We start from the raw sequence: 5,855 nt of genomic DNA, 5'->3' as shown, positions 1-5,855 counted from the left end.
TAATCTATCTAACATTTTTCTATTCCCCCTATTTTAAAATTATAATATTCCACCACAGCTACATAATATTAATAATATTATTAAGAATGGTATCCATGCCATTATGTCGATGTCTACCCAGCTTTCTCCAAATGCTAGGAATAAGAAGAATAATACTATTATCCACCATGCTCCTGCTCCAAAGAATCCATCTTCTCCAAATAATCTGTCTAACATTTTTTTTACCTCCTGTTGATGTTTGAGCTTTTGCTCTTAACTTATAATATGCAAAAGTGTTAATTTGTGATAATGTTTAAAATATTTATCTCTAAGTTTTTTTAGCATCCACAAGTGTATCCATTTTGGTAATTATCGTAGCAGTCATTATCATCACAATCGCATGAACAAACGATTAGAAGTAGAATTAAAAATGGTATCCAGTCGCTTAAGCAGATATCTACAAAACATTCTTGGAAGACTAAAAATAGGAAAAATAAAATTATAATCCACCATCCACTACCTCCGATACATTCAAACATTCTGGATAATTTACGATTCATAAAAATCCCTCCTTGATTGATATATCAAAAAAGACCTCCATCATATTCTAATGATAAAGGTCTTTATGCTCTATTATATATTATGATAAAAATATTTATTTGTTACCTATTTCTTAAAAATCTATTTTTTAATATATAGATAGTTTAAAATTAGCTAATTAAAAATTAAAAGCAACTAAATAATAATACTAAGATTATTATCCAAATTAACATTTCTGGGTTACATGCTATCCATTCTATTAAGTCGTCTCCAACCATTAATAATAATATAATTATTATTAAGAAGAAACCTCCGAAGAAATCTTCATCAAAGAAATTAAATAAACCCCCACCAAAAAATCTTGATAAATTTTGTTCTTGCATTATATTCCTCTCCCTTTTTAGATATTAATAAATATATTATTTATTTACTAAATATTATGCAGATAAAAGTCGAAAGGTTACAAAATTTATCATTTTTAGTTATTTAATGTTATTCGTTGTTTAATACTGGCGCTAAAGTTGAGTCACTAAAGAATGTATTTGCATTATATAGATATAATACTTCATCTACATTTTCTGACTTCATAAGCTCATCTATATCTTCATAATAGTATCTTGGGTCAACTAATATAATTTTACTGAAATGAGATGTTAAAAATGGAACAAAACTATTTGCATATGAATCTTTAAAAATAAGCAGTGTTTTGCCACTTGTTGATGCAGTATTGATTTTTACAAGTGGATGATTTCCACCTAAAAATACTTGATACTTATCTTTTTCTTCTAATTTCTCACTTTCATATAAAGTAGCTGTTTTCTTTTGTTCTTCTTCATAATTAACTACTACTTTGTCGTTTTCATCTTTAGGTATATATACTTTTACCTTGTCTTTTTTTGTTTTGTATCCACTTTCAGACGATAATGCACCTACAAAAGAATTAGATACTAACTCTATATCATAATCATCACTATCTTTTTTGCTTAAATCCATAACATCTGCTAGTTTTTGATATGAATAAAATGCTCCTAAACTTGTCCAGTGATGGTCACTTCTATAGAATATATCTTCTTTTTTATGCTCAAGTAATGTTGTATAAGTATCGACAAATTTTATATTTGAATCTAATTTTTGGGCATAATTATCTATATACTCTTGCTGATTTTGTGCTGGTGCTGCCATAGGCAGATTAGAGCCAAGTATGTTAACAGCTGTCGGTGATATCAACATATACTGTTTTACATTTTTGTATTTTTCAGCAAATGTATTTATAGCTTCTAAGTTTTTAGCCACATTTTCTTCATTAGGTTTATCAAATTGATCTAATAAATAGCCATCCTTACCTAAATAAACTCCATTAGATTCTTTTTTTAGTAGTAATTTATCTGCTTTTACTTTTACATCATTCCAAAAGTCTCTATTATAAAATTGGTCTACTTTATAATCTTCATATTTACTTATAAATCTTCCTTCTAACAATTTTTCTATTGAAAAACTAGGTTTTGTTTGAAGTACTCTATTTTCAGTTTCTGAGAAACTTCTTTTTTCTCCAAAAGTATTTACTACGACAAAGAATGCCATATAACATATAAATAATGCTGACAGTGATATACAATATTTTTTGCCAAGCTTATGTTTATGTTTTGGCTTGTTCTTTTTAGGTCTATTTTTTATATTTCTATTTTTTGTTTTATATGCTTCAGTCATATTTCCCACCACCTTTAAAATCTAAAATATAAGAATGGATTATAAGTTTCATTAACTAAATAAGCTGTAACTAAAAATAAAACTAAACCATATATAACTAATGATGGATTTATTAATTTATCTCTATATTTTTGAGCAAGACTTTCTAATGTACGTTTTATAATAGGTGTTGAGAATACTATAAGTATCGCAAACATCACTATATTAGTGTATAAATAATAAATTCCTGCTGTATCTACTATTGTATTTCCTGATGCAAAGAACATTATTTTTAAGTAATCAAGTGCAAATCCAAGATCCTCACTTGCAAAGAATAACCATCCTACTATTACAAATAACATTGTATAAGTATGTTTTATGCTGTCTGGCACTTTTTCTAAGAAAGATTTTAAAACAAACTTCTCTATTAACAATAAAATACCGTAGTATAATCCCCATACTACGAAATTCCAATTCGCTCCATGCCATAAACCTGTAAGCGCCCAAACTACAAATATATTTCTAATTTGTTTTGGTACACTAACTCTATTTCCACCTAGAGGTATGTATATATACTCTCTAAACCAAGTTCCTAGAGATATATGCCATCTTCTCCAAAACTCAGTAACACTCTTTGATATATATGGATAGTTAAAGTTCTCCATAAATTCAAATCCAAACATTTTTCCTAATCCAATCGCCATGTCTGAGTAAGCGCTGAAGTCGAAGTATATTTGGAAAGTATAAGCTATTATACCTAGCCATGCAGTAAGGACAGATATAGAAGATAATTCTAGTGACGAAATAGTTGTCCATAACATCCCTATATTATTAGCTAGTAAAATTTTCTTTCCTAAACCTTGTATAAATCTTTCAACACCTTCTCCAAATTTAAATACGCTTTCTTGACGAGTATTTAATTGTTCTTCTATAGTTTGGTATTGAACTATAGGTCCCGCAACTAATTGTGGGAACATTGTAACGTATGTTGCAAAATTAATTAAGTTATATTGTACTTCAACTTTTCCTAAGTAAACATCTACTATATAAGATAATACTTGGAATGTATAGAACGATATCCCTATTGGAAGTGCTAATCCTTCAAAAGGAATATTTAAATTAAATATACTATTTATGTTATTAACGAAAAATCCAAAATATTTAAAAAATCCTAATATACTTACGTTCAAAATAATAGTAAGTATAAATATCCATTTACACTTACTGTAATCATCTCTATTTCTATCTATTAAAATTGCAAGTAAATAATCTATTAAGATTGTACCTATCATTAAAAATACGTATATAGGCTCTCCCCATGCATAGAAAATTAAACTAGCTAGTAATAAAATCGAATTTTTTAATACTCTAGGGCTAACATAATATAGTAATAATGTTATTGGCAAAAATGTAAACAAAAATATAATACTACTGAATACTATTTTAATCGCCTCCCTCTATTGTTTTACTGCCTCTTTAAAAGCTTCTTTTAGTTGTTCTGCATTCTCTGATACTGCAAAAAATACATATTTTCCTTCTGACTTTAATTCATAGTCATTTAATAACGCGCATTGTTGTGGTCCATAACTTCCAAAACTTTGAAGTTGTGAATTTACTCTATTGTCAATTGTGTCTTTTAAAGAGTCTATTTGTGATTTATCTTTTACTTTTACAATTAACATTTCATCTACTTCCATAGATGATTCAGGAGTATATAATACTACACTGTCAAAATCGCTTGCATTTAAGCCGTAATATCTTTTTAATCCCTTAGTCCCTGTCTCTTCCATATTTTCGACAAGCCCTGTTTCTTCTATCGATTTTTGTATATCTTTTGCTGTTAAGTTATCGTTAACTTTTGTACATCCAGTTAAAATTGTACATGCACATACTACAGATACGATAGTTGTTATTGTTTTTTTTAATTTCATCTTTATTATTAACCCTCTCTAGATTCCTATAAGTTGGCTTGTTGTATAAATAAATCTAACCATTTTTTTATACAAGTAACTCCGAAATGTATACCATCAGGTTCATAGTTACCTTCTGACATAATGCTACTAGCATCGATAAATTTTACGCCTTTTTCTTCACATAATTGTTTTAAATCTTGATTCCATTGAGCTATATTTTTAAGATTTGGTTGTTTATTCGCTGCGGCTGTTGTAACTGGTAGTATTGAACAGATGTATATGTTTGAGTTAGGTAATTTAGATTTAACTTTATCTATAACCTCTCCATATAATTTAATAAATGCATCACTACTTTGAACGCCTACTACATCGTTTATTCCATATGTTAAAAACATATTCTTTGGATACATTCCTATAGCTGTGTCTATATCACCATTTTGTACAGCGGTTGAAAGACTTCTACCTTTTTGTGCAACTACAGAGGCTTGAGTTAATACTCCGTAGGCAGATATTCCTTCAGCTCTTGAGTCGCCAGCTATAACTGATGTCGAAAACTTTTTCTTATAGTCTACTGATGCTGAAGTATCATTTGTATTTACACTTGATACTTGTTCACTTATTCCATGCTGAGCTTTGATATTTTCTATTTGCTCTTCAACCTGTACTACATCTTGAGTTTCTAATTGTTTTATAGCTTCTACACCTTGGGCCACTTGTTGATCTTCTGTGGCATCTGGAGCATTTAAAGCCTTTGCAGAAATTGTAATAATTAATCCCGTAACTGCAAGTCCAAGTACAATTAGAGTTCTCTTGACTTTCTTTTTGAGTCTTATTTAAATCACTCCCCCTCTTAATATTATAAACATCCTACATTTCAATACATATTATAACATTTTATGTTTCTTTATTAAATAGTAATAATGTAACAAATATGTCACTGTTTTACAACATGATAAAGTAAAAAAAGTTAGTTTATAATGTTTTACCAAAAACTAACTTTTTTATTAAATATTTTATTAGCAGCAACATCCATCATCAAAATTAAATAATAGTAAAATTATTAATATAACCCAAATCCAGATATTATCATCGTCAAATATATCATCCAAAAAGTCTGTACATAACAACAAAAATACTAAAACAATTATAATTAAAATTCCACCATTAAAATCAAATCCACCCTTTTCATTAATCGTTGGATAGTTTTTCATATCCACATTTTCAAACCAACTAGATGGAACAGATTCCCCATTAATATTTTTACCATCAAGATAGTTAGTTTCACTTGCTAAACTTGACTGTCCAGTCAACTTAATATCATCTACTTTACCACCGTTATAAGAAACAAAGTGATCTAACTTATAGTTTGTTTCTTTATAAGATGTATATAATGAAAGGTTTGTTCCACCGTTATTAAATGAGACGGTGTTATACACTTGAACGTCTGGTCCGCTGTTACTTGTAACGCCTTTAGCATAGTTGTTGAATGAAATACTATTTCTTAAAATGTGATTCCCTGGCATACTTTCTCCACCCAGTTCAAATCCATTTCCTTCACCCACCACTGTTTTCTCAGGATCTGTTGTCAAGTATCCATTTTCATACGCAATTGAAGACTCAACAACAACTTGTCCGATGCTTCCTGATGTTGATTTAGCATATAAATCCCAACCATCATCAATATTGTTATGAGAAATACAGTAACGGAAGATATTCCCAATACCTGCCGTGATTTTA

At 28.9% G+C, this 5,855-nt stretch carries 8 protein-coding genes; all 8 read right to left on the bottom strand.

Annotated elements, in window-relative coordinates:
- Nucleotides 1-39: 39 nt before the first annotated feature.
- Nucleotides 40-216 carry a hypothetical protein gene (locus RDX53_RS13560; RefSeq protein ID WP_195931635.1) on the bottom strand — a complete coding sequence of 59 codons (177 nt, stop codon included), beginning with the start codon at nt 214-216 and terminating at the stop codon, nt 40-42.
- Nucleotides 217-317: 101 nt separating this feature from the next.
- Nucleotides 318-539, bottom strand: a complete 222-nt coding sequence (locus tag RDX53_RS13555) for a hypothetical protein (RefSeq protein WP_195931636.1) — start codon at nt 537-539, stop codon at nt 318-320.
- A gap of 165 nt (nt 540-704) precedes the next feature.
- Complete coding sequence (locus RDX53_RS13550) at nt 705-902, bottom strand: hypothetical protein (protein ID WP_195931637.1); 198 nt, start codon at nt 900-902, stop codon at nt 705-707.
- A gap of 109 nt (nt 903-1,011) precedes the next feature.
- Nucleotides 1,012-2,226: a DHHW family protein gene (locus tag RDX53_RS13545; protein ID WP_207743886.1), complete on the bottom strand. Its 1,215-nt coding sequence runs from the start codon at nt 2,224-2,226 to the stop codon at nt 1,012-1,014.
- Between the two features lie 14 nt (nt 2,227-2,240).
- Nucleotides 2,241-3,497 (bottom strand): MBOAT family O-acyltransferase, encoded by a 1,257-nt coding sequence (locus RDX53_RS13540; protein ID WP_330643915.1) that lies wholly within the window; start codon nt 3,495-3,497, stop codon nt 2,241-2,243.
- A gap of 165 nt (nt 3,498-3,662) precedes the next feature.
- A complete protein-coding gene (locus RDX53_RS13535; protein WP_207743888.1) occupies nt 3,663-4,136 on the bottom strand; it encodes a DUF4358 domain-containing protein in 474 nt (157 codons plus the stop codon).
- 26 nt (nt 4,137-4,162) lie between these two features.
- Nucleotides 4,163-4,831: a GDSL-type esterase/lipase family protein gene (locus tag RDX53_RS13530; RefSeq protein WP_195931639.1), complete on the bottom strand. Its 669-nt coding sequence runs from the start codon at nt 4,829-4,831 to the stop codon at nt 4,163-4,165.
- Between the two features lie 303 nt (nt 4,832-5,134).
- Complete coding sequence (locus RDX53_RS13525; protein WP_307994337.1) at nt 5,135-5,683, bottom strand: hypothetical protein; 549 nt, start codon at nt 5,681-5,683, stop codon at nt 5,135-5,137.
- Between the last annotated feature and the right edge of the window lie 172 nt (nt 5,684-5,855).

Origin of the sequence: uncultured Intestinibacter sp., from assembly GCF_902468165.1 — a bacterium.
Classification (GTDB): Bacteria; Bacillota; Clostridia; order Peptostreptococcales; family Peptostreptococcaceae; genus Intestinibacter.
This window is presented reverse-complemented; position numbering and strand designations above follow the sequence as displayed.

Bases quoted from the DNA above. Each gene is read 5' to 3' on its own strand.
- RDX53_RS13550 (WP_195931637.1), bottom strand. From the start codon at position 902: ATGCAAGAACAAAATTTATCAAGATTTTTTGGTGGGGGTTTATTTAAT.
- RDX53_RS13545 (WP_207743886.1), bottom strand. From the start codon at position 2,226: ATGACTGAAGCATATAAAACAAAAAATAGAAATATAAAAAATAGACCT.
- RDX53_RS13540 (WP_330643915.1), bottom strand. From the start codon at position 3,497: ATGATAGGTACAATCTTAATAGATTATTTACTTGCAATTTTAATAGAT.
- RDX53_RS13555 (WP_195931636.1), bottom strand. From the start codon at position 539: ATGAATCGTAAATTATCCAGAATGTTTGAATGTATCGGAGGTAGTGGA.
- RDX53_RS13535 (WP_207743888.1), bottom strand. From the start codon at position 4,136: ATGAAATTAAAAAAAACAATAACAACTATCGTATCTGTAGTATGTGCA.
- RDX53_RS13560 (WP_195931635.1), bottom strand. From the start codon at position 216: ATGTTAGACAGATTATTTGGAGAAGATGGATTCTTTGGAGCAGGAGCA.